Annotated in this window: 16 protein-coding genes; 9 read left to right on the top strand and 7 right to left on the bottom strand. The window is 59.8% G+C overall.

Going from position 1 to position 22,321, the window contains the following annotated elements; translation table 11 throughout:
- Positions 1–197: 197 nt before the first annotated feature.
- A complete protein-coding gene (locus tag A9G06_RS09335) occupies positions 198–1,520 on the top strand; it encodes a Na+/H+ antiporter family protein (RefSeq protein ID WP_005344933.1) in 1,323 nt (440 codons plus the stop codon).
- A 134-nt stretch (positions 1,521–1,654) separates the two neighbouring features.
- On the opposite strand, the gene A9G06_RS09330 is transcribed toward A9G06_RS09335, so the two are convergent.
- The 6 genes from A9G06_RS09330 to A9G06_RS09305 all read right to left on the bottom strand — a co-directional run bounded on the left by A9G06_RS09330 (position 1,655) and on the right by A9G06_RS09305 (position 10,659).
- On the bottom strand, positions 1,655–3,571 hold the full coding sequence (locus A9G06_RS09330) for a bifunctional diguanylate cyclase/phosphodiesterase (protein ID WP_069555043.1): 1,917 nt from the start codon (positions 3,569–3,571) through the stop codon (positions 1,655–1,657).
- Position 3,572: 1 nt separating this feature from the next.
- Positions 3,573–4,055, bottom strand: a complete 483-nt coding sequence (locus A9G06_RS09325; RefSeq protein ID WP_069555042.1) for a molybdopterin-dependent oxidoreductase — start codon at positions 4,053–4,055, stop codon at positions 3,573–3,575.
- Positions 4,056–4,387: 332 nt separating this feature from the next.
- Positions 4,388–6,289 carry a DEAD/DEAH box helicase gene (locus tag A9G06_RS09320; RefSeq protein WP_047438936.1) on the bottom strand — a complete coding sequence of 634 codons (1,902 nt, stop codon included), beginning with the start codon at positions 6,287–6,289 and terminating at the stop codon, positions 4,388–4,390.
- A 180-nt stretch (positions 6,290–6,469) separates the two neighbouring features.
- Positions 6,470–6,931: a hotdog fold thioesterase gene (locus A9G06_RS09315; protein WP_069555041.1), complete on the bottom strand. Its 462-nt coding sequence runs from the start codon at positions 6,929–6,931 to the stop codon at positions 6,470–6,472.
- Positions 6,932–7,099: 168 nt separating this feature from the next.
- Positions 7,100–7,588 carry a hypothetical protein gene (locus A9G06_RS09310; RefSeq protein ID WP_069555040.1) on the bottom strand — a complete coding sequence of 163 codons (489 nt, stop codon included), beginning with the start codon at positions 7,586–7,588 and terminating at the stop codon, positions 7,100–7,102.
- Positions 7,588–10,659, bottom strand: a complete 3,072-nt coding sequence (locus A9G06_RS09305; protein WP_069555039.1) for an FAD-binding and (Fe-S)-binding domain-containing protein — start codon at positions 10,657–10,659, stop codon at positions 7,588–7,590. Before A9G06_RS09305 ends, A9G06_RS09310 begins: the two co-directional genes overlap by 1 nt.
- Before the next feature lie 167 nt (positions 10,660–10,826).
- Between A9G06_RS09305 and A9G06_RS09300 the strand changes: the two genes are divergently transcribed.
- The 4 genes from A9G06_RS09300 to A9G06_RS09285 all read left to right on the top strand — a co-directional run bounded on the left by A9G06_RS09300 (position 10,827) and on the right by A9G06_RS09285 (position 16,027).
- Entirely contained in the window at positions 10,827–11,753 is a 927-nt protein-coding gene (locus A9G06_RS09300; protein WP_069555038.1) for a cation diffusion facilitator family transporter, read from the top strand.
- A 301-nt stretch (positions 11,754–12,054) separates the two neighbouring features.
- Positions 12,055–13,590 carry a TerC family protein gene (locus A9G06_RS09295; protein WP_069555037.1) on the top strand — a complete coding sequence of 512 codons (1,536 nt, stop codon included), beginning with the start codon at positions 12,055–12,057 and terminating at the stop codon, positions 13,588–13,590.
- Positions 13,591–13,772: 182 nt separating this feature from the next.
- Entirely contained in the window at positions 13,773–14,894 is a 1,122-nt protein-coding gene (locus A9G06_RS09290; RefSeq protein WP_069555036.1) for an alkene reductase, read from the top strand.
- Positions 14,895–15,040: 146 nt separating this feature from the next.
- Positions 15,041–16,027, top strand: coding sequence for a zinc-binding dehydrogenase (locus A9G06_RS09285; protein ID WP_069555035.1), 987 nt, complete (start codon positions 15,041–15,043; stop codon positions 16,025–16,027).
- A 113-nt stretch (positions 16,028–16,140) separates the two neighbouring features.
- Here A9G06_RS09285 and A9G06_RS09280 read toward each other — a convergent pair whose 3' ends face one another.
- Positions 16,141–17,205 (bottom strand): adenosine deaminase, encoded by a 1,065-nt coding sequence (locus A9G06_RS09280; RefSeq protein WP_069555034.1) that lies wholly within the window; start codon positions 17,203–17,205, stop codon positions 16,141–16,143.
- A gap of 197 nt (positions 17,206–17,402) precedes the next feature.
- On the opposite strand from A9G06_RS09280, the gene A9G06_RS09275 reads away from it, so the two are divergent.
- The 4 genes from A9G06_RS09275 (at position 17,403) to asnB (ending at position 22,137) form a co-directional block, all read left to right on the top strand.
- Positions 17,403–18,152: an HAD-IIA family hydrolase gene (locus A9G06_RS09275; RefSeq protein WP_005337281.1), complete on the top strand. Its 750-nt coding sequence runs from the start codon at positions 17,403–17,405 to the stop codon at positions 18,150–18,152.
- 54 nt (positions 18,153–18,206) lie between these two features.
- On the top strand, positions 18,207–19,781 hold the full coding sequence (locus A9G06_RS09270) for a cation:proton antiporter family protein (RefSeq protein ID WP_069555033.1): 1,575 nt from the start codon (positions 18,207–18,209) through the stop codon (positions 19,779–19,781).
- Positions 19,782–19,911: 130 nt separating this feature from the next.
- Positions 19,912–20,280: a cupin domain-containing protein gene (locus A9G06_RS09265; RefSeq protein WP_069555032.1), complete on the top strand. Its 369-nt coding sequence runs from the start codon at positions 19,912–19,914 to the stop codon at positions 20,278–20,280.
- A gap of 192 nt (positions 20,281–20,472) precedes the next feature.
- Positions 20,473–22,137, top strand: a complete 1,665-nt coding sequence (gene asnB, locus A9G06_RS09260) for an asparagine synthase B (RefSeq protein WP_069555031.1) — start codon at positions 20,473–20,475, stop codon at positions 22,135–22,137.
- Positions 22,138–22,321 lie beyond the last annotated feature (184 nt).

Here is a 22,321-nt window from a genome sequence, read left to right as displayed (position 1 = left end):
CAGCGTCACTATCCACCGCTGCGCACGCGATGAACGGAGACAAACAGGTCAAAACCCCTCATGTTGAGCAACCTTGTGCCACATGCTGCTGCGATATGAGGTGTTTGACTGATTTTTTACTCGACATTTGTCACATTTTTCGCAAACTAACTCCCCTTCACATGACAGACAGCAATAACAAACTATAAGGAAATCAAATGAATCCAGTTGTTATCGCAGTCGGGCTGATGCTGGTGCTCAGTCTGCTGCGGATCAATGTGGTGGTCTCGCTGGCGCTGGGGGCCATTGCTGGCGGCCTGGTCGGTGGGCTGTCGTTGACCGATACCCTCACCACCTTCAGCGGTGGCCTGGGCGGTGGCGCCGAGATCGCTCTCTCCTACGCCATGTTGGGCGCCTTTGCGGTTGCCATCTCCCGCTCCGGGATCACCGACCTGCTGGCCCGCAAGGTGATCAGCCAGTTGGGCAAGGATGCCAGCTCGACCCGTATCATGTGGGTCAAAACCCTGCTGCTCTCTTCCGTGCTGGCTGTGGCGATCTCCTCCCAGAACCTGATCCCGGTTCATATCGCCTTTATTCCCATTCTGATCCCGCCGCTGCTGCATGTGATGGCACAGATGCAGATCGACCGTCGTCAGGTGGCCTGTGTCATCACCTTCGGCCTGACCGCCACCTATATGGTGCTGCCGGTCGGCTTTGGTGGCATCTTCCTGAATAACATTCTGGCCAAGAACCTGATCGATAACGGCGTGCCCATCACCACCAGCCAGATCCCGCTGGCGATGGCCATTCCGGTCGCCGGTATGGTACTGGGCCTGCTGATTGCGGTATTCATCAGCTATCGCAAACCGCGCCAGTACGATCTGGCCAAGATCCTGGATGCCGAGCCCGAAGCGGTCGAGCTCAACCTCACCCACATCTGGGTGGCCCTGCTGGCCATTGGCGTAGCGCTGGGGCTGCAACTGATGACCAACAGCATCGTACTGGGTGCACTGGCTGGTTTTGTCATCTTCACCTGCGGCGGAGTTATCAAGTTTCGCGAAAGCCAGGATGCCTTCACTCAGGGGGTACGGATGATGTCGCTGATCGGCTTCATCATGATCTCTGCCGCCGGTTTTGCCGCCGTGATGAAGGCAACTCACGGGGTCGACTCTCTGGTTCAGGTGGTCGCCTCCGGCATCGGTCAGCACAAGGGGATCGCCGCCTTCCTGATGCTGCTGGTGGGTCTGCTCATCACCATGGGGATCGGTTCTTCCTTCTCCACCGTGCCCATCATCGCCACCATCTATGTGCCGCTCTGTCTGCAGCTTGGCTTCTCACCAATGGCGATCATCGCACTGGTTGGTACCGCTGGCGCGCTGGGGGATGCGGGTTCACCAGCCTCCGACTCGACGCTGGGCCCCACCTCCGGCCTCAACGCAGATGGTCAGCACGACCATATCTGGGACAGCGTGGTGCCCACCTTTATTCACTACAACATCCCGCTGGTGATCTTCGGCTGGATTGCCGCCATGGTGCTCTGATAGCCCCTCGGGCTGCGACCTCTGCACATCACAATGCAAAACAAGAAGGCGACCAGATGGTCGCCTTCTTTATTTATTCGGCTAGATAAACAACAGCACGGTAGCTTGTGGTAACGGTGAAAAGGCACCGCTCGCTAACCAAGCGCCACCTCCTGCATGATGCTCCGATTAATAAAGTAGCGATGGCAGAACAGCAGAAAGTCCTGTAGTGGCAAGGGCCTGGAGTAGAAATAGCCCTGAATTTCATCCACCCCTATGCTCAGCACCGCCTTCAGCTCATCATTGTTTTCCACCCCTTCCGCCACCACCCGCACACCGAGTTGATGAGAGAGGCTGGTGATCGCCTCGACGAACAGCGCCTGACGGGTGTCATTGTCGATGGCCGTGATAAATGAGCGGTCGATTTTGAGCTTGTCGAAATAGAGTTCCCGCAAGTAGGAGAACGATGACCAGCCGGTACCGAAATCATCGAGAGCCACCCGCACTCCAATCTGACGCAGCGTATCGATGATCTGCTTGCTCAGCTCGATATCATCCAGAGCAATAGTTTCGGTCAGCTCGACGATCAGCTGTTGCAGGCTTAGCGGCCCCTCTCTCATGTTCTCATCCAACTGGGCTGCCAACCCCATAGTGAACATGGAACTCGAGAGGTTGACCGAGATCTCCAGCGGTTCAATCAAGTCGCTCGGGAAAGTGGCGAGATCATGTTGCAAGCGCCGGAAGATCCATAACCCGAGCGCCTCCCCCAGCCCGTTATCTTCTGCCAGCGAGATGATATCGAGGGGCGGAATAGACCCGTACTCCGGGTGATTCCAGCGGATCAGTACCTCAGCCCCCAGCCGCACCCTACCTTGACCACGGACAATGGGCTGATAGTAGAGGCTCAACTGCAAATTGCTGTGGTGCTGGATCAGTTCGCGCAACTCGGTCGACAAACGGCGGTTACGCAGATAGTGCTGATACATGCTGCTGGAGAAAACCACGTAACGATTCAGCCGCTTGCGCTTGGCACTGTCGAGGGCGATATCGGCAAACAGCAGCATCTCCTCCGGCGTGTGTACCGGTCGCACGTACTGGCTGACCCCCATAAAGACCCGCACCCGGTGGGCGGGATCAGTCGCCAAGGCGAGCCCGGCAAGTTCGTTACGCAGCTGCTCCAGAAATGGAAAACGCAAATAGGTGGGCATAACGCCGGAAATAATGATGGCAAACTCATCGCTACCGGTGCGGGCGGCAAAGATACCGTCAACCGATACGGCGCGGATCCGCTCGGCCAGTTGCGTCAGCAATGCATCCCCCACCTCGTAGCCCAGGCTGTCATTTACCTCCCTGAAATGGCCAAGATCCACCAGACAGACGGTCACGCTGCTGCGCCCCCCTTTATGTCCCGTCAGCTGCTTGAGGTGTTTGATCAAGGAGGCCCGGTTTGGCAAGCGGGTTAGCGCATCATTCCACGCCAGAAAGTGCTGGTGGCGCACTTCGCGAAACAGCATCAGCAGCATCACCACGGTCGCCAACATCAAGAAAGCCAGAATGAAGAAGTTTTGGATACGCGACGAGTTGAGTACCTCCCGCTGGGCAATAGCGGATGGGCCGGTGAAATTTTTCACCATCACATCGCGGATGGCAGCCAGATCCCGAGCCAACTCCTCGGCGAAACGAGCAAGTTCTTTCGAATCTCGCTCTCCACTGACCACGGCCTGCTCATACTTCTCGAACAGGGCCATGATCTTCCCTACCGCTTGTTCAGCACCAAAGCGAGCTCGAACCTGTTTTGCCTCTTCACCGTGCAGGAATACATCGAGGCGGTTCCAGGCAATATCAAAACGCTTGTTCATCTCTTTCTGACTGGTCGAACCGGTGCGATAGAGAGAGAGCGCCTCATCAAAGCCACGGATTTCCAGCTCCAGCTGCGCCAACGCCCAGGCGGAGAGTTGGGTATAGCGGGTCACAGCATTAAAAGCACGGTCATAGTTCCAGACCGACCAGATGGCGACCCCCAAAAAGGCAGTCACCATCAGGATCAAGCTCAGAAACTTGCCGCGCAGCATTTTATTTGCTCTCAATCGCCGTCAGTTGCCACACCATCCGGCTGTGATAGAGCTCCTTGTTCAGCTCCGGGTGATCAGAGAGGGGATAGATGATCCAGAGCGGCCCCTTGTTGCGCAGGGTCAACGCCTTGCCATCCTGCTTCTCGGCCAGCAGTACCGCATATTTATCTCCATCTTCCAGCGGCACCGCCGCCCAGTAGTCATTGATGGCAACCGCCTTGACCTCCCCACTCTTGAGACCATACATCTTGACCAGATCTCGCAGCAGCACGCCACGATAGGTGTGATCCCCCTCGGTCCAGGGGGTCTGGGTCTTGACCTCTGTCTGAGGTAAGGCCTCAAACTCGGCCCGGGTCAACACGACCTCCCCTTTACCATTGCAACAGCCATTTCCCTTGATCTTGAGGAAGGGATCATCAGCCAACACCATGCCAGAAACGAGACAGCCGGATAACAGCAGCATCCTGCCAAGCCATCCACCCATGATAGACCTCCGTATCGTACTGTTTGTTTTATTGGTTTCACTCAGCCCACCCACATGACAACGGCAGAGTCACAATGCAAAACAATGTTGCTGCAACCAGCTCACCACAACAGGCAACCAGCATCAGGCTGTACCCGAATGCCACCAAAAGCATGGCATCCTGGCTCCGAATGTCACAACTGCATCGGAAAATATTCATGTCCCTTTGGCTCACGACCTGGGTTATGGAACAGATATATGACCCCCACACAGGCAAACTGACGGTGCAGTCCCTATCGCAGATACAAAAAAGGCCGCTCAATGAGCGGCCTTCTTCATAACGGGATCAGCAATCAGCTTTCGCGACGCTTGCCACCGAATTTGCGATCTTTGTTGAAGCCACCTTCACGGCGCTCCCCGCTCTTGTTGAACGGACGGTCACCCTGGGGACGGCGATCCTTGTTGAAAGGACGGTCGCCACGGAACGGACGATCGCCACGGGGCGGACGGCTGCTGGTGTTGCCACCGGCCGGCACTTCGGTGTAGCGGGTGATTTGCAGCGGACGCTGGCAAACACGGGCTTTCTTGATCACTTCCAGTACATCGGCGGTCATGCCTTTCGGCAGATCGACGGTGGAGAAGTCATCGGCGATGTCGATGTTGCCGATGAAGCGGCTCTCGATGTTCGCTTCGTTGGCGATGGCGCCTACGATCTGGCCCGGCTTGACACCGTGATGGGCACCCACGTCTACGCGATAGCGCTCCATCTCCACGTCCGGGTTGTCTTTCAGCGGACGCGGCTCCAGGGACGGCATGCGACGGGCAGGACGATCGCCACGGTCACCGAAGTCACGACCACCACGGTCGTTGAAGTCACGGCGCTCGAAGCCACCACGATCGTTGCTGTTGTTGAACAGCGGATCCGGAATGGAATCATCCAGCAGCAGCGGTTGGTCACCCTGTACCAGCTTGGCCAGTGCAGCAGCCAGCTCCAGCGGATCGGCAGAATCTTCTTCGATCAGCTCGTTGACCAGGTTGTGGTAGATCTCGAGCTCTTCACCCATCATGGTTTCGCGGATGCGCTCTTTGAACTTGGCCAGACGATGCTGGTTGATGTCCTCGGTGCTCGGCATCTTCATCGGCTCGATGGCCTGACGGGTTGCGTGCTCGATGGCGCGCAGCATACGACGCTCGCGGGGAGCGACGAACAGGATGGCTTCGCCTTTACGACCGGCACGACCGGTACGGCCAATACGGTGTACGTAAGATTCGGTGTCGTACGGAATGTCGTAGTTCACTACGTGAGTGATGCGCTCAACGTCCAGACCACGGGCAACAACGTCGGTGGCGATCAGGATGTCCAGCTGGCCCTGACGCAGCTTGTCTACGGTACGCTCACGCAATTTCTGCGGGATGTCGCCGTGCAGCGCTTCACAGGCGTGACCACGGGCGGCCAGCTTGCCAGCCAGCTCTTCGGCGGCGTTCTTGGTACGTACGAATACCAGCAGGGCTTCGTAGGATTCCACTTCCAGCAGACGGGTCATGGCGTCCAGCTTGTGCAGACCGGTTACCTGCCAGTAGCGCTGGCGAATAGTGGTAGCGGTAGCAGTCTTGGAGGCAATCTTGATCTCTTTGGGCTGCTTCAGGTGCTTCTGGGCCACACGACGGATCTGCTCCGGCATGGTGGCAGAGAACAGGGCAACCTGACGAGTGCTCGGGCACTGCTCCATGATCCAGTCAACGTCGTCGATGAAGCCCATACGCAGCATTTCATCAGCTTCGTCCAGTACCAGAGCTTTCAGGCCGGAGAGGTCCAGGTTCTTGCGACGGATCAAGTCCATCACGCGGCCCGGAGTACCGACGACAACCTGAGCACCGCGACGCAGGGCGCGGGTCTGGGTTTCGTAGGAGGCACCGCCGTAGATGGGCAGTACGTGGAAATCAGGCATGTGGTGGGCGTAGCGTTGGCACGCTTCAGCCACTTGCAGCGCCAGTTCGCGGGTAGGCGCCAGCACCAGGATCTGGGTGTTGCGGTTACCAGCTTCCAGACGAGACAACAGAGGCAAGGCAAAAGCAGCGGTCTTCCCTGTACCGGTTTGCGCCTGCCCCAGCAGATCGTGTCCCGCCATCAGGTGGGGAATTGCTGCGGCCTGGATCGGTGACGGGCGCTCATAGCCCACGTCCTGCAGCGCTTTCAATACAGGCGCGGCCAGTCCAAGCTCACTAAAAAGGGGCAGTTGTTCGGTATCAGACATAGATTCTTCCAGATTAAGGCAGGCGGCTAACACCGCGGAATAGCAAAAAGGCGGCGATTATAGCGCCACTTTGTTCTGCTGTCTTGAAAAATGTGATAAGCCTCTCAAGACGTTGGCAATTATAGAGGGATCTGACGAGTATGGCTTGCTTATTTTGCACTCATAGTGCGTTATTGCAGATCACTCCTCGCTGGAGTCCTTGCCCCGCTTGTGTTTGAGCACCGCCATGGTCAGTCGGCTGGTGCATAATAAACGCTCACGTTCGTCCCGAATTTCAATCTGCCACACCTGGGTCGTTGCTCCCAGATGGAGCGGCTCACAACGCCCTGTCACCACCCCTTCCCGCTTGGCTCGCAGATGGTTGGCATTCACCTCCAGCCCCACACAGTAGCTATCTGGCCCGACAGCCATATTGGCGGCAATCGATCCCAAGGTTTCCGCCAGCACCACGGATGCGCCACCGTGCAGCATGCCAAGGGGCTGGTGAGTGCGATGATCCACCGGCATGGTCGCTTCCAGCCAGTCTGGGCCAAAGTCGGTGTAGACGATATCGAGATGGGCCATCAGGGTGTTGCGAGAGGTGGCGTTGAGCCCCTCCAGACTCATGGGTTTACGCCAGATGGGCGCAATATCGTGACTCATTGCGAGCAGACTCCTTATGTAAGCGATGAATGCGTACCGATACGAGTGAAACGCCCTCCATCGGCAAAATGGTTCGGTTATGTGAGTTGTTGGTTACCGGGTGACGTGGTAACAACGCAGCCCCGACCCGGAGCTGCGTGTTACACAATCATGCCCTTAAGCGGGATATCACCAGGGGTAGGTAACGCCGGGCCACTCGGACCAAGGCACATCTCGCCCCGGCAAGCGGGGTTCTGGCCACTGCCACACCCTGGCGAGCCAGTCGCGCAGCTGAATCTCCAGCTCCTCATCCGTGATGGGCGCCTCGGCCACCTTCCAGAAGAAGAGCTCCACCGCTACCTCAGGCAACACCGAGGGGTAGAGATAAACCCCACCCCAAAATTGCGGCTCCCGATCCGGGCTCCAGAGGCTATAGGCGAACGAGCGCTTGGCCAGAAACTCCGACTGCTGCCACTCCAGGTCTCCTTCGTGCTGGCTCAGGCTGAAATTGGCCGAGGGCCAGAGATCGTTCGGGCGAAACAGCTGATGAAGCTGCTCACGCTCGCGCAACATGGCGACAAACTCCACTACCGCCTGAGCGGGAGTGGCGGGTAACAGCAAGAAACGCGGGTGCCGATAGGCCTTCGGCACCCGAAACCGCTTGGGAAACGTCAGCATCAGAGCAGCTCCAGCAGGGCTTGCAATGGATGTTTGAGCTTTTCCCCCTCCATCCGCTTGACCTGACTACGGCACGAATAGCCAGTTGCCAGACAACGCGTTTTGGGTAGACGGGCGAGCGGGTCGGCCCAGCTCAACCCATAGATGCCCTTGGAGTTCTCCACCTGTTTGACATCGTGACCATAGGTGCCAGCCATGCCACAACAACCCACAGAGACCGGCTGCAAACTGGCCCCGAAGCGGCCAAACAGGGTACTCCAGTCGCCGTGGGTCGAGGGCTTGGCGGTCTTCTCGGTGCAGTGGGCAAAGAGATACCAGGGCTCGCTCCCCTCCTCGCTCTTTGCCTTGTTGGCACTAGCAGGCAGTTGATCTGCCGGCAGCGAGAGCAGCCACTCCTGCGGCAACAACACCTGAAAATCGCCACGAGCCGACCCCAGCGTTTTGGCATACTCGTCGCGATAACAGAGCACCATGGCCGGATCCACCCCCACCATGGGAATGCCAAGCGCCGCTACCTTATTGAGGAACTGGGCGCTGTTGGCTGCAGTGCGGGCAAAGGCACGCAGGAACCCCTTGATATGCTGGGGCTTACCGTTGGGTTTAAAAGGCAGCAGGTAGGGCTGAAAGCCGAGCTTGCTGGCGAGTTTCACCAGGTCGCGCACCACGGGGGCGTCGTAATAACTGGTGAAGGGGTCCTGCACGATTAGCACTACCTGCTTGCGCTGCTCGGCGCTCATGCGCTCCAGTCCCGGCAGATCAAAATAGCGGGCACGGTTGTCGTGCAGGCTCTCGGCCAGGGTCGGCACCGAGAGCAGCGGCACATCCACCATGCCGATACTCTTCTCGGTCGCCTTCTGGGCCCACTCTTTTTCGAGGAAGAAGTTGACCAGCTTCGGCGCCTTGGCAAGCAGCGGCGCATAGCTCTCCACCGTGCCGACGAAGTAATCCTTGGGGGCGCGCAGGTAGCGACCGTGATAAAGCTGCATAAAGCGGGCGCGAAAATCTGGCACATCCACCTTGATCGGGCACTGGCTGGTGCACGCCTTGCAGGCCAGACAGCCAGCCATCGCCTCCATCACCTCGTGGGAGAAATCATACTCGCCGCGCTGTTTGGCCCAGCTGTTGCGCACCTTGTCCACCAGCTGTTTGAAGCGCACGCCACCGGATTGCAGTGCCACCTCTTCCGCCAGCGGATCGAAGCCCTGCTCCGCCAGCTGACGCAACCATTCACGCATCAGGCCCGCCCGCCCCTTGGGGGAGTGGCGGCGGTCACGGCTGATCTTGACCGAGGGGCACATGGGGGAGTCGGTCTCGAAGGTGAAACAGAGGCCGTTGCCGTTGCAATCCATGGCGCGGGTGTAGCTGGTGCGCACCGCGAGCGGGATCTGGCGGTCATACTTGCCACGCTTGGGGCCATCCACCGACACCAGCTCGGCGCCGCTACCGTAGGGGATACAGATCTTGCCCGGGTTGATGCGGTTGGCCGGGTCGAACGCCCCCTTGACCCGCTGCAGCTCTTCCCACAGCTCGCCAAAGAAGGCGGGGCTGTACTCGGAGCGAAAGCCCTTGCCATGCTCGCCCCACATCAGACCGCCATATTTGGCGGTGAGCGCCACCACCTGATCGGAGATGCGGCGCAGCAGCACCTCCTGCTCGGGATCGCACAAATCCAGCGCCGGGCGCACGTGCAGCACACCGGCATCGACGTGGCCAAACATGCCGTAGTCGAGGCCGTGGGCATCCAGCAGGGCGCGAAACTCCATGATGAAATCGGCCAGTGACTCTGGCGGCACGGCGGTGTCTTCAGTGAAGGCCACCGGCTTCTTGCGCCCTTCGGCGTTGCCCAGCAGCCCCACCGACTTCTTGCGCATGGTGTAGATGGTCTCGATGCTCGGCAAGTGGTCACACACCTGATAGCCGATGATCCCTGCCTCGCCCTTGGCCAGCAGCTCGTCGATACGGCGGCACAGCTCCGCCACCTTGGCCCTGTGTTCTGCCTCGTCGGTATCGGCAAACTCGACGATGTTGAGCCCCTGCAGATCCTTGCCGGGCACATCCTGAATAAGTTCTTTCACCGAATGCCAGATGATGTCGGCGCGGGCCAGCCCGAGCACCCGGGAGTCTACCGTTTCCACCGAGAGAGCCTGCGCCTGCACCATAAAGGGGGCATTGCGCAGGGCGGATGGGAAGCTGTCGTACTTGACGTTGACCAGGGTGCGGTAGCGCGGGATGGGGGTGATGTTGAGTCTGGCTTCGGTGATAAAGCCGAGAGACCCTTCAGATCCGCACAGCACCCGGCTCACATCCAGCGTGTCGGTATCGGGTTGATAGAGGTGCTTGAGATCGTAACCGGTCAAAAAGCGGTTGAGCTTGGGGAAGGTCGCCTCGATGTCGGCGCGGCGTTCCTTGCCGATACGATAGAGGGTGCGATAGATCTCCCCTTCGCGATTCTCCAGCGCCAGCTTGTCTTCAAGACGGGAGCCATTGACCGGCTCGGTCGCCATGATATCGCCATTCTCCAGCACCGCCTTGAGACCCAGCACGTGATCCGAGGTTTTGCCGTAGACCAGTGACCCCTGCCCCGAGGCATCGGTGTTGATCATGCCCCCTAAGGTGGCGCGGTTGGAGGTGGAGAGATCCGGCGAGAAGAAATAGCCGTGAGGCTTGAGATAGGCATTGAGCTGGTCTTTCACCACCCCGGCCTGGGCGCGCACCCACCCCTCCTCCAGATTAATTTCCATGATCTGGTTCATATAACGGGAGAGATCGACGATAATGCCGCCGCCCAATGACTGACCATTGGTGCCGGTACCGCCACCGCGAGGGAAAAAACTCAAGGAGGCGAACGCCGGCTCTGCGGCCAGCTTGAGCATTGCTGCTATGTCGTCCGCACTGCGCGGATAGAGAACCGCCTGAGGTACTACCTGATAGACGCTGTTATCCGTCGCCATCGCCAACCGGCTTGCATAAGACTTTTCGATATCACCACGAAATGCGCTGCGCTCTAGCAACTCAAGAAACTGCAGGGTTGCGGGTGACAAACTGTCCTGGTAATCGAGTCTCGGGATCATGAATCCTTGTTCCCATCCTTTGCTTGATGCCGGCACGCCGGCGACAACGACTGGCCAGCCGCCTGTCAATGACAGTCAGGCCAGTCCGCTCACATGTGAGCGGGCAGTATATCAGCTAGAAAACCGCTTGCGCTTGGCAATATTAACCATTTGAAAGGAGGACTTTTATGGCTCACCACAGCCATGTTATCAGTACGCTGGTCACCACCGAAAAACAGGCGCTTACCCTGTCGCTGTTCGGTTGTATCACCTTTGCCATCTTCGGCATCGGCTACGGCCTCTTCGTCGGTTCCAACGCCATCATGCTCGATGGTATCTTCACCCTGTTCAGCATGGGCATGACGGGCCTCGGTCTTGTTACCGCCTATCTCGTTACCCGCCCTTCCGATGCGCGCTTCCAGTATGGCTATGCCCACTTCGAGCCCATCACCAACGTCATCAATGGCGCCATTATTCTGCTGCTCTGCCTTGGCGCCCTCTATAGCGGCATCACCACCCTGCTGGAGGGAGGACGGGAGATCGATCTCGGCCACGCCCTTATCTATGCCGCCGTCTCCACCTTCTTCTGCGCCATCATCTATCGCATCGAAGCCCAGGTCGCCGAACAGGTAGACTCCGAGCTGGTGCGAGTCGACTCCAAGGAGTGGCTGGTGGATACCCTGCTCAGCGCCACTCTGCTGATTGGCTTTGTGGTCGCCATTGGCCTCGATGCCATCGGCTACGGCCAATACAACCGCTACATAGACCCGGTGCTGGTCTCGCTGCTGGCCCTCTGCGCCACTCTCATTCCCATCAAGGTGCTCGGTCGCAACCTGCGGGAAGTGTTGAAGATCGCCCCCAAGGGAGATGTGCCACGGCAAGTCGAGCAGGAGATCGAGGCGCTGCGCCAGCGCCACGGCATCGAGTGCTACAGCCATCTGGCCAAAAGCGGTCGTCGCTTCGATCTGGAATTGAACATTCTGGTGGCGCCGGGTCAGGAGTGGCCCGTCGAACGTCAGGATGCCTTGCGTCAGGAGCTCTGGTCTCGCCTCGGTGATATTCTGGGGGATGCCTGGCTGTCGGTCTGTTTCACCCGCGAAAAGCGCTGGTTGTAACGACCGCACGGGGGAGAGCGGCACCGCCGCCTCCCCCTGTCGCATCACAACCCCATCACGTCCCACTGACACTGCGCTTGCCAAATTGGCGCCAGCCGCTATCATCAGGGCTCATTTTTCACCCGAGGTTTTATTGCCCATCATGGACAATCCCCGAAGTTGCCCTTCGTCTCTCTCTGTCAAAGCCTATCTTTTTCTGCTTCATCAGCGCCTCTGAATAACACCTTTGCCTTGCTGTTACTGCGGCCATCTTGCGCCGTGATCACTGTTTGCTCTGTCTGTTTTTATTGAGGTCGTCACAATGGAATTGCTGCTGGATCCCCATATCTGGATTGGTCTGTTTACCCTGATCATTCTGGAAATCGTGCTGGGGATCGACAACCTGGTCTTTATCGCCATTCTGGTGAAAAAACTGCCCCCCGCCCAACGGGACAAGGCGCGCATCATCGGCCTGTCGCTGGCCCTGCTGATGCGACTTGGGCTTCTGAGCGTCATGTCATGGCTGGTCACCCTGACCACCCCGATTTTGCACCTGTGGGATCACCCCTTCTCCGGTCGGGATCTGATCCTGATGGGAGGCGGCCTGTTCTTGCTGTTCAAGGCCACCTCCGAGCTGCACGAGCGGCTGGAAGCCAAACCCCAGGATGATGGCCCGGTCGGCGCCTACGCCAGCTTCGGCGTGGTGATCGCCCAAATTCTGGTGCTGGATGCGGTCTTCTCGCTCGACTCCATCATCACCGCCGTCGGCATGGTGGAACACCTGGGCGTGATGATGGCCGCCGTGACCATCGCCATGGTGGTGATGGTGCTCGCCTCCAAGCCGCTGACCCGTTTCGTCAACGCCCACCCCACCGTGGTGGTGCTCTGTCTGAGCTTCCTGCTGATGATCGGCTTCAGCCTGGTGGCGGAAGGGTTCGGCTTCCACATTCCGAAGGGCTACCTCTACGCGGCCATCGGCTTCTCGGTGCTGATCGAGTTTTTCAACCAGCTGGCCCAGCGCAGCGCCATGCGTCACGAATCCAAACAGCCCCTGCGCGAGCGCACCACTGCCGCCATCTTCAAGCTGATGGGGAGCAAGGCCTATCAGGATCAGCCGGATGACGATCTGGATGCCCCGGCCGTAGCGCCGGTGAGCTTTGGCGAGGAGGAGCGCTACATGGTGACCGGTGTGCTGTCGCTGGCCGAGCGCTCCATTCGCACCATCATGACCCCGCGCTCGGAGATGGCCTGGATCGATATCAACGACTCCAGCGACGAGATCCGCTCCCTGTTGCAGCACGAGCCCCACAGCCTGTTCCCTATCTGTGACGGGGATCTGGACGAGGTGATCGGAGTGGTCAAGGCGCGCGATCTGCTGTTTGCCTTGAACGAAGGGCAATCCTTAAGCGAACTGGCCAAGCAGAACGATCCCATTATCGTGCCGCAGACCATCAACGTGATCCGCCTACTGGCGGAGCTGCGCAAAGCCAAGGGGAGCCTGATTCTGGTCTCCGACGAGTTTGGCGTGATCCAGGGTCTGGTCACCACCCACGATCTGCTGGAGGCCATCGTCGGCGAGCTGCCGGACGAGGACGAAACCCCGGATATCGTGCGCGATGGTGAAGGGTGGCTGATCAACGGCAGCACCAACATTCACCATGTGGAGCAGGTGCTGGAGCACGAGGGGCTGGTGAGCGAGAGCGATGAATACGTGACCCTGGCGGGCATGCTGCTCTCCCACTTCGGCACCCTGCCCACCCCGGGCCAGCAGTTGCAACTGCAGCAGCTCAACTTCGAGGTGATCGAGGTGAGCGAGCGGCGCATCGAGCGGGTGAAAGTGATGCCCGCCACGGCTTGAGCCTGCCACCAGCAGAATACAGAAGAGGGCCAGACGGCCCTCTTTTTTATGCCTAAACGCCTCTTTCCTAACGGTTTGTGCAGATTGCTGCATCAAGCACAATTCTCTTGTGCAATTACCCCTCTTTTTCACAACAAGATGGCGGCATAGAGTGGCCTCACTTCCACCATGAGGAACTCAAGATGAGCCACGATCACCTGTTCTGCCCGCTGCGCCTTGGCCAGCTACACCTTGCCAACCGCATCGTCATGCCCCCCATGACCCGCTCCCGTGCCAGTCAGCCGGGTGATGTGGCCAACGCCATGATGGCGAGCTACTACGCCCAGCGCACCGAGGCGGGCCTGATCATCAGCGAAGGCACCCAAATAGACCCCATGGGCAAGGGCTACGCCTGGACGCCGGGCATCTACAGCGCAGAGCAGATCGCCGGCTGGAAGCTTGTGACCGATGCCGTGCATGCCAAGGGGGGCACCATCTTCGCCCAGCTCTGGCACGTGGGCCGGGTCACCCATCCGGACAACATCGGCGGCGCCCAGCCCATCTCCGCTTCAGCCCTGCCCGCAGTAGGCGTCAAGGTGTTCGTCGATAACGGCAGCGATGCGCCGGGCTTTGTCGAGGCCGTCACCCCGCGCGCCATGACCCAGGCCGATATCGATGCGGTGGTGGGGCAGTTCCGTCAGGCGGCTCGCAACGCCATCAGCGCCGGTTTTGACGGCATCGAGCTGCACGCCGCCAACGGCTACCTCATCAACCAGTTCCTCGACTCCGAATCCAACGCCCGCACCGACAGTTATGGCGGATCGCTGGAGAACCGGTTGCGCTTCCTCAAAGAGGTGACCGAAGCGGTCTGCAGCGAGATCGGGGCTGACCGGGTCGGGGTGCGCCTTGCGCCGCTCACCACCCTCAACGGCACAGTCGATGCCAACCCGCAGGAGACCTATCTGGCGGCCGCCCGCCTGCTGGGCCAGCTCAACGTGGTCTACCTGCACATTGCCGAAGCGGACTGGGACGATGCCCCCCTGATGCCGGAGAACTTCAAGCAGGGTCTGCGGGATGCCTTCCCCAACACCCTGATCTACGCCGGCAAATATGATGGCGAGCGGGCTCGCGCCGCCCTCGACGCGGGCTGGGCCGACATGATTGGCTTTGGCCGCCCCTTCGTCGCCAACCCGGATCTGCCGAACCGGCTGCGCCACGGCTATCCGCTGGCCCCCCACGATCCGGCCACCCTGTTTGGCGGCGGCGAGAAGGGGTTGACCGACTACCCCGTCTACCAGGCCGAGGACGCAACCACCAGCTGCTGATTGCGAATGGCCAACCGGCCACGTGACGCAGGCCCCACTGGTTGGGGCCTGCCGTATTGTTGCCCATTCGCGGCAGTGGCGGTTTCACTGTCTTGCTGTTGCAATGATCTCGTTGTTCTCTCCCCTCGCTTTCACAAGGAGTCATCATGAATCACACCCAAGCCTGGTGCTGGCATGCCCCCGGTGAACCGACCCAGCTTACCCTCGCCGATCTGCCCCTGGCACCGCTCGCCCCTGACGAGGTACTGGTAGCCAACCGGGTCATCGCTTTCAACCCGGTGGACTGGAAGCTGATCGAATATGGCCACTCCAACTGGCAGGATGGTCAGGTGCCCGGTGTCGATGGCATGGGCACTATCGTGGCCCTCGGCGCCAACGTCAGCCATCTGCGTCTCGGCGCCCGGGTCGCCTATCACACCGACCTGCGCCACCACGGCAGCTTTGCCCGCCACACCCGGGTACCGGCCCGCGCCCTGCTGCCGGTGCCCGATGCCCTGAGTGACGAGGCGGCAGCCACCTTGCCCTGTCCCGGCCTCACCGCCTGGCAGGCGCTGGCCAAGCTGCCGCGCCTGCACGGGGAAGCGCTGCTCATCACAGGTGCTGGCAGCAGCGTCGGCCGCTTTGCGGTGCAGCTCGCCCTCCAGCAAGGAGCGCGGGTCTTTGCCAACGCCAGCCCACGCCACCATCAATGGCTCAAACAGATAGGTGTGCAGGGCGTAGCCGATTATCGGGATCCCGCCTGGCTGGCCACCTTGCAAGCCGCCAACGGCAACGAGCCGTTCGAGGGGATCATCGATCTGGTCTCGAGCCAACAGGCAGAGAGCCTGCTGCCCGCCCTTGGCTACTACGGTCACATGGTGACTGTGCTCGGGCGCATCCCGCACAATCCGTTGCCCGCCTTTACCCATTGCCACTCATTGCACGAGATTGCGCTGGGCGCCCAGCACGCCTTTGGCTCGGACAAACAGTGGAGCCGACTGGTCGCCGCCGGGGTCGCCATGATGGAGCAGATAGCGAGCGGCGAGCTGACCCTGCCGCCGCTGGTGGTCGGCGACTTTGAGTCACTGCCTACCCTGCTCGAGCGCTTCAAGCGCGAAGGACAGGGCGAGAAGTTTCTGGTGCGAGTGGCATAACGCTGACCTTCCCTGATAACCACACCGACCATTGAAACGAAAGAGGCCCGCCAGTGATGGCGGGCCTCTCTTTATATCTAGTGCATCTCATCTCGACTTCATTGGCGCCTGACTCAGTGCAGGATCACCCCGTGAGTCGCGGCATAACTGCGGATCTCCCGGGTCAGCCTCGCCTTGTCGGCCAAAGAGAGCCAGCTTGCCTCAACGGCATTGAGCGACAAGCGGCAGAGCTGGCTCATGGTCGCGCCGAGGCCATCGGCCAGCGCCGCAAAGTTCGCCCCCATGTAGCCGCCGAAGTAGGCGGGATCGTCGGAGTTGATGGTGACGCAGAGCCCCTGCTCCAGCAGCCGCAGCACATTGTGCTGGGCCATATTGCCAAACACCTTGAGCCGGGTGTTGGAGAGGGGGCAGACGGTGAGGGGCAACCGGGTATCGGCCAGATAGCGCAGCAGCTCGGGATCGTCTGCCGAGCGCACTCCGTGATCGATACGGCAAACGTGCAGCTCGTTGATCGCCTGCCAGATGTAGTCGGCGGGCCCCTCTTCACCTGCGTGGGCCACCACCGGCAGCCCCAGCTTGCGGCAGCGGGCAAAGACCCGGGCAAACTTGGTCGGCGGATTGCCCTTCTCCCCCGAGTCGAGCCCGATGCCATGAATGCGCGACAGGAAGGGCATAGCCTCTACCAACGTAGCGAACGCTTCATCCTCGCTCAGGTGGCGCAAAAAGCTCATGATAAGGCGCCAGCTGATGCCAAACTCCTTCTCCCCGCTCTGCAACGCCCGCTCGATACCGCCCAGCACAGTAGCAAAAGGGACTCCGCGGGCGGTGTGGGTCTGCGGGTCGAAGAAGATCTCCACATGCACCACCTTGTCGGCGGCGCAACGCTCAAGATAGGCCCAGGTGAGGTCGAAGAAGTCCTGCTCAGTCACCAGCACGCTGGCGCCGCGATAGTAGAGGTCGAGAAAGGATTGCAGGCAGTCAAAGTCATAGGCGGCGCGCACGCTGGCCACATCGGGCCAGGGCAGTGGCACATTATTGCGGCGGCCCAGCTCAAACATCAGCTCGGGTTCGAGGCTGCCCTCGATATGCAGGTGCAGCTCCAGTTTCGGCAGTCCGGCGATAAATTGCACGGCGGTGAGGTGTTCGGGTGTGACTGACTTGGAAATCGGGGTGTCCATAGCGACGGCTCCATCAGCAAAGTGATCCGGCGTCAGCCCCTCCACCAGACTGACCCGACGGCAGCTTTATTGTGCACCGAAGTGGCGAGACAGGGGAGACTTGTCATCAAACAGACTTATAATGGCGTCACAAAAATCATAAATGATTGAACATCTTAACGATTGGCGGCTCGCCTGCGCCCTGACAAGGAGTTTTCATGAAGAAGAACGTCATCTGCGATATCGACGGTGTCATCCTGCACAACAACGATCTCATCCCCGGTGCCGACCGTTTCGTCCATCGCCTGCTGGAGCAGGGCAGCAAACTCTTGTTCCTCACCAACTACCCGGCCCAGACCCAGAAAGATCTGCAAAACCGCTTCCGCTCCGCCGGGATCGAAGTGCCGGAGGAGTGCTTCTATACCTCCGCCATGGGCACCGCCGACTTCCTCAAGCGTCAGGATGGCAAGAAGGCCTATGTGATCGGTGAAGGGGCGCTGACCCACGAGCTCTACAAGGCCGGTTTCACCATCACCGATATCGACCCGGACTTCGTGGTAGTGGGCGAGACCCGCAACTACAACTGGACCATGATGCAACAGGGGGCCAAGTTCGTGGATCAGGGGGCCCGCTTTATCGCCACCAACCCCGATACCCACGGTCCCATGATGCACCCGGCCTGCGGCGCCCTGTGCGCCCCCATCGAGCGGATGACAGGCAAGAAGCCGTTCTATGTCGGCAAGCCGAGCGCCTGGATCATCCGTGCGGCGCTCAACCGGATGGAGGCCCACTCCGACGACACCATCATCATCGGCGACAACCTGCGCACCGACATTCTGGCGGGCTTTCAGGCCGGTCTCGAGACGGTGCTGGTGCTCTCCGGGGTGAGCAAGGTCGCCGATATCGACCGTATGCCGTTTCGCCCGAACCATATTTTCGACTCCGTGGTCGACATCGATATCGTCTAATCACCACCCAAGCGTTAAACAGGGCAGGTCTCTCCTGCCCTTGCAGGATCTGTTATGGAACCCATTCTGATCGCCGTGGCCTTTGGCTGCGGCATGGTAGTCAATCTGATTGGCCTGCCCCCCCTGCTCGGCTTCCTGGCCGCCGGTTTTATCCTCAACGGCATGGGATATGAAAATACCCCCGCCCTGAGCGAGGTGGCCGATCTCGGCGTCACCCTGCTGCTGTTCACCATCGGCCTCAAGCTCAATATCAAAACCCTGATGCGGCGCGATGTGTGGGGCACCACCAGCCTGCACCTGCTGCTCTCCACCCTGCTCTTTACCGTAGTTCTGCTGGTCTGCAAGGGACTGGGGCTTGAACTTGCCCTCTCGCTGGACTGGAAACTGGCGCTGCTGCTGGGTTTCGCCCTCTCCTTCTCCAGCACCGTCTTCGCAGTCAAGGTGCTGGAAGATCGCAGCGACATGAACGCCCTCTACGCCCGCATCGCCATCGGTGTGCTGGTGATGCAGGATGTGTTCGCCGTGGCCTTTTTGGCGTTTTCCAGCGGCAAGTGGCCCAGCATCTGGGCACTCTGGGTGCTGGGATTGCCGCTGCTGCGCCCGCTGCTGTTCAAGCTGCTGGAGCGGGCCGGTCACGGCGAGCTGCAGGTGCTGTTCGGGGTCTTTCTGGCACTGGTGGTCGGAGCCGCCGGTTTTGAAGTGGTTGGCCTCAAGCCGGATCTGGGAGCCCTCATCATCGGCATGCTGCTCGCCTCCCATCCTGCTGCGGCTGGGCTGGCCAAAGCGCTCTTCAACCTCAAAGACCTCTTTCTGGTCTGCTTTTTTCTCACCATCGGCCTCAACGGCCTGCCGACTCACGACACCATGCTGCTGGCACTGGCGCTGGTGCTGGCTCTGCCACTGAAAAGCGCGCTCTACTATCTGGTCTACAGCGGTGCCCACCTGAGGGTGCGCACCGCCCTGCTCTCCACCCTGGCGCTCACCAACTTCTCGGAGTTTGGCCTCATTGTCGCGGCCATCGCCGCCAAGGCGGGCTGGCTCTCCCACGAGTGGCTGGTGGCGGTCTCGCTGGCGCTGGCGGCGAGCTTTATGATCTCCGCTCCCCTCAATGCCCAAAGCGAGCGCATTTATCACCGCATCGGCCACTGGCTGCGGGGATTGCAGGCGAGCAACCTCCATCCGGAAGACAGACCCATAGAGCTGGGCGATGCCGAAGTGATCATCCTCGGTATGGGGCGGATCGGTCAGGGGGCCTACTTCGAGCTGGAGAACAAATACGGCAACGTCATCCTCGGGGTGGAGAACGACAGCGAGAAACTGCCCACCCTGCGCGCCCAGGGGATGAACGTCATCGAGGGGGATGCCACCGATACCGACTTCTGGGACAAGGTGCTGCTCTCCAATCAGGTCAATCTGGTACTGCTGGCGATGCCCCACCATTCGGGGAATCTCTACGCCATCGAGAAGCTGCGCAGCCACGGATTCAACGGCAAGATCGCCGCCATCGTCCGCTTCGAGGATGATATAGCCTCCCTGCAGGAGCAAGGGGTGGATGCGGTGTTCAACGTCTACAACGAAGCGGGCAGCGGCTTTGCCCGCCATGTGATCCGCCGCTTGCAGCCGCTTTGAGTCGTCGGCCAGCAGCCCTTGGCAAGTGAGGATGCATCGTTTAAGTTATGCATAACCTCGTTTAATAAAACGAACAAACGCGGGACCGGGATGGCCCCGCTTTCCTATCTGACGAAGCCAAGGAGGCACCATGAAGACCCTCAACGACTGGATTTTGCCGGGCCGCCACGAGGTAGCCCCTACCCCGCTGATGCCAGCCCCCGAGCGCATTAAAGCGGGCAACCCGGCGCAAACGGTGTGGAACCACTACTCCGACCCAAGCCAGCAGTTTCACGTGGGCTTCTGGGCTTGCGAGCCCGGCCGCTGGGCCATTAACTACACCGAGCACGAGTATTGCCAACTGCTGGAGGGGGATGTGGTGATCCATGACAGTCAGGGCGGCCAGCTGGCCCTCAAACCCGGCGATCAATTCGTGATTCCGGCAGGCTTTGTCGGCGAGTGGGAGACCCTCACCCCCTGTCGCAAGGTCTATGTCATCTTCGAACCCGCCTCGACTTGACGTTCACGTCACCCTGCCCCGTTGCAACAACCCTTATCCTGTTGATCTGCTTGACGCTTACGGCATGATTTTCTGCGGTTTTCCCGCTTGCAAAAGGTTTTTCCGCTAGGCATTGTGTCTGACGAGGAATGTAAATGGAATTTCGAGCCCAAACGTGGGGGGCTCATATAAAAATCAAGAGGATTACCGCCAATGTGTTCAATTTTCGGCATTCTGGATATCAAGTCCGATGCAGTTGCCCTGCGCAAATCGGCGCTGGAGATGTCCAAGCGACTTCGTCACCGCGGGCCTGACTGGTCCGGCGTCTACAGCTCCGACAAAGCCATTCTGGTGCACGAGCGTCTAGCCATCGTCGATCCGGGCAACGGTGCCCAGCCGCTCTACAACCCCGATCGCACCCATGTGCTGGCGGTCAATGGCGAGATCTACAACCACAAAGAGCTGGAGAAAACCCTCAAGGTCGACTTCCAGTTTCAGACCAAATCTGACTGTGAAGTGCTGCTGGCCCTCTACAAGGAGAAGGGCCCGGCGTTTCTCGACGATCTCAACGGCATCTTCGCCTTTATCCTCTATGACGCCGAACAGGATGCCTACCTGATTGGTCGCGACCACATGGGGATCATCCCCCTCTATACCGGCCGCGACGAGCACGGCAACTTCTATGTCGCCTCCGAGATGAAGGCGCTGGTACCGGTCTGCAAGAGCGTCGAGACCTTCCCGCCGGGACACTACCTGTGGAGCAAGGATGGCGAGCTCAAACAGTGGTACAAACGCGACTGGATGGAATACAGCGCGGTCGAGCACAATGTCAGCGACAAGGCCGAGCTGAAAGCGGCGCTGGAAGCGGCGGTCAAACGCCAGTTGATGTGCGACGTACCTTATGGCGTGCTGCTCTCCGGCGGGCTGGACTCCTCCGTTATCTCCGCCATCACCAAGCTCTATGCGGCGCGCCGCATCGAGGACGATGGCAAGAGCGAAGCCTGGTGGCCGCAACTGCACTCCTTCGCCGTCGGGCTGGAAGGCTCACCTGATCTCGCCGCCGCCCGCAAGGTGGCTGACCATCTGGGCACCATCCACCACCAGATCCACTTCACCGTGCAGGAGGGTCTGGATGCCCTGCGCGACGTCATCTATCACCTCGAGACCTATGATGTCACCACCATCCGCGCCTCCACGCCGATGTATCTGATGGCCCGCTACATCAAGGCGATGGGGATCAAGATGGTGCTCTCCGGCGAAGGCTCCGACGAGCTGTTCGGTGGCTACCTCTACTTCCACAAGGCGCCCAACGCCCGCGAGTTCCACGAAGAGAACGTGCGCAAGCTCGCCTCTTTGCACCTCTATGACTGCCTGCGCGCCAACAAGTCGATGGCCGCTTGGGGTGTGGAGGGTCGCGTGCCCTTCCTCGACAAGGAGTTCATGGACGTGGCGATGCGCCTGCAGCCAGCTGACAAGATGTGCGGCAAGGGCAAGATCGAGAAACACATCCTGCGCGAAGCGTTCGAAGATCTGCTGCCCCACGAAGTAGCGTGGCGCCAGAAGGAGCAGTTCTCCGACGGCGTAGGTTATTCGTGGATCGACAGCCTGAAAGCCATGGTGGAGCAGGAAGTGACGGATCAGATGTTCGAGGCGGCCGCATTCCGCTTCCCCATCAACACCCCGCTCACCAAGGAGGCCTACTTCTACCGCGCCATCTTCGACGAGCACTTCCCCCTGGAATCCGCCGCCCGTACCGTGCCCTACGGCAAGTCGGTCGCCTGCTCCACCCCCACAGCGCTGGAGTGGGATGCCAAGTTCAAGGAGATGGCAGATCCGTCCGGTCGCGCCGTGATGGACGTGCACCAGCAGGGCTACTAAGCCTGCACGCCAAACCGAGCGGATAAACGTCAGATAACAAAAAGCCCTTCACCATGGTGAAGGGCTTTTTCATGTCCCCGCGGACACGCCCGCCAGACCACACAGATAGTTGATTTTTCATAAATATTTAATTTTTTACCTAAGGACCATGCATTGACAGGGACCGCGTCAATTGACTATGCCT

Source organism: Aeromonas sp. DNP9 (assembly GCF_001728955.1).
Taxonomy (GTDB): Bacteria; Pseudomonadota; Gammaproteobacteria; order Enterobacterales; family Aeromonadaceae; genus Aeromonas; species Aeromonas veronii.
Note: the sequence above shows the minus strand (reverse complement) of the source record. Positions and strands in the feature narration are given on the sequence as shown.